The organism is Streptomyces sp. NPDC005899, assembly GCF_040629645.1.
In the GTDB taxonomy this organism is placed as follows: domain Bacteria; phylum Actinomycetota; class Actinomycetes; order Streptomycetales; family Streptomycetaceae; genus Streptomyces.
Window position 1 is genome coordinate 1 of sequence record NZ_JBEXWB010000599.1, and the last position, 2,282, is coordinate 2,282.

Annotated in this window: 2 protein-coding genes; both read right to left on the bottom strand. The window is 76.3% G+C overall.

What is annotated here, in order from left to right; translation table 11 throughout:
* Window positions 1-1,620: cobyric acid synthase (locus ABZ371_RS31875; RefSeq protein ID WP_358686263.1), on the bottom strand; the 1,620-nt coding region annotated here is incomplete at its 3' end.
* The coding region (locus ABZ371_RS31880) for a CobD/CbiB family cobalamin biosynthesis protein (protein WP_358686265.1) at window positions 1,617-2,282 on the bottom strand (666 nt) is incomplete at its 5' end. The genes ABZ371_RS31875 and ABZ371_RS31880, both read right to left, overlap by 4 nt.

Genomic DNA, 2,282 nt, shown 5'->3' on the forward strand with positions numbered 1-2,282 from the left:
GCCGCCGGCGTCCGGGGCGGCGCCCCGCTCACGGGCAGGGGCGGGCCCGGGAGCGGCCCCGGCCGCGGGCTCCGCGGACCCCGGGCCACCCGCCCCCACGTCGGGCCCGGGCGCGCCCGGTGCCCCCGGCGCCAGGAAGGGCAGCCCCTGCGGCGCGCCCCGCTCGATCAGCCGCCACAGCGCGTCGGTGTCCGCGAACTCCTCGACGAGATCCCCCAGCCGGTCCAGCTGCTCCTCCCGCAACGCCCCGAAGCTCGTGTCCGGGGCGGCCGTGAACCGCCGCCCGGAAGCCCGGGCCACCTCCGCCAGGAACGCCCGCCGGAAGGCGTCGCTCTCCAGCGAGCCGTGCCAGTGCGTCCCCCACACCGCGCCCACCCGGCACCCGTCCAGGAACGGCTCACCGCCGCGCACGTCGGCGACGCCGTGATGGATCTCGTACCCCTCGACCGGCTCGCCGAGGGCCGAACCGGCCGGCCGGGCCAGCACCTTGTCCACACCGAACCGGACCCGCACCGGCAGCAGCCCGAGCCCCTCGACGAGCCCCGCCCGGGACTCCACGTCGTCCTCGATCCACTCGCCCAGCACCTGGAAGCCGCCGCAGACGCCCAGCACGGGACGGCCCTCGGCCGCCCGCTGCCGCAGCGCCCGGGCCAGCCCCCGCTCGCGCAGCCACGCCAGGGCCTTCACCGTGCCACGGGTCCCGGGCACGATCACCAGGTCGGCGTCGGTGAGTTCCTCCGCCCGGTCCACGAAGCGCACCACCACGCCCGGCTCCGCCGCCAGCGCGTCCACGTCGGTGAAGTTGGACATCAGCGGCACGGCGCACACCGCGACCCGCAGCACGTCCTGGCCGTGCGGCGGGGCGACGACCGACTCCCGCACGGTGCCGCGCATCGACACGCGCAGCCCGTCCTCCTCGTCGATGCCCAGCCCGTGCGCGTACGGCAGCACCCCGTACGTGCGGCGTCCCGTGAGCCCGTACAGCATGTCCAGGCCCGGTTCCAGCAGCGAGACGTCGCCCCGGAACTTGTTCACCAGATAGCCGGCGACCAGCGACTGGTCCTCGGCGCTCAGCAGGGCCGTCGTGCCGAAGAACGACGCGAAGACACCCCCGCGGTCGATGTCACCGACGACGAGCACGGGGAAGCGGGCGGCCCGCGCGATGCCCATGTTCACGATGTCCGTGCGCCGCAGGTTGATCTCCGCCGGGCTGCCCGCCCCCTCGCAGATCACCGCGTCGTAGGTGCTCCGCAGCTGCTCCAGACAGTCCACGACCGTCCCGAACAGCGCTTCCTGGCGCCCCCCGTGGTAGCCGCGCGCACTCATCTCGCCGACCGGCTTCCCCATCAGGACCACCTGACTCGACCGGTCGCCGCCCGGCTTGAGCAGCACGGGGTTCATCAGCGCGGTCGGCTCCACGCGGGCGGCCTGCGCCTGCATCGCCTGGGCCCGTCCGATCTCCGCGCCCTCGCGGGTGACGAAGGAGTTCAGCGACATGTTCTGCGCCTTGAACGGCGCGACCTTCACCCCCCGGCGCGCCAGCCACCGGCAGATGCCGGCCGTGACGACGCTCTTGCCCGCGTCCGAAGTGGTCCCCGCGACCAGCAGCCCGCCGCTCATGCCCGACGCCTCCGTCCTCGGGCCAGCCGCACGGCGACGCACACGCCGAGGGCCAGCACACTCACCCGGCGCGACAGCCGCACCGCGCGTTCGATGTCCGCGACCCGCACGTCGCGGCCGTCGTCCCCGTTGAGCACGGGCCGGTGCTCGACCCGCCCCCCGTACGCGAGGGTCCCACCGAGCCGTACACCCAGCGCACCCGCGAACGCGGCCTCCACCGGGCCCGCGTTGGGGCTCGGATGCCGCCCCGCGTCGGCCCGCCAGGCGTGCAGGGCCTCGCGGGGCCGCCCACCCGCCGCCACGGCGAGCAGGGCGGTGAGCCGGGCACCCGGCCAGCCGGCCAGGTCGTCCAGCCGGGCCGAGGCCCAGCCGTAGCGCCGGTGGCGCGGCGACCGGTGGCCGACCATGGCGTCGAGTGTGTTGACGGCCCGGAACCCGACGAGCCCGGGCACACCGCCCAGGGCGCCCCACACCAGCGCGCCCACCACGGCGTCGGAGGTGTTCTCGGCGACGGACTCGACCACGGCGCGGGCGATCTGCTGCCCGTCGAGGGACTGCGGGTCGCGGCCGCACAGGTGGGGCAGCCGCTCGCGGGCCACCTCGACGTCCCCGGCGGCGAGGGCGCCCCCGACGGCCCGGGCCTCGCGGCCCAGCGACGTGCC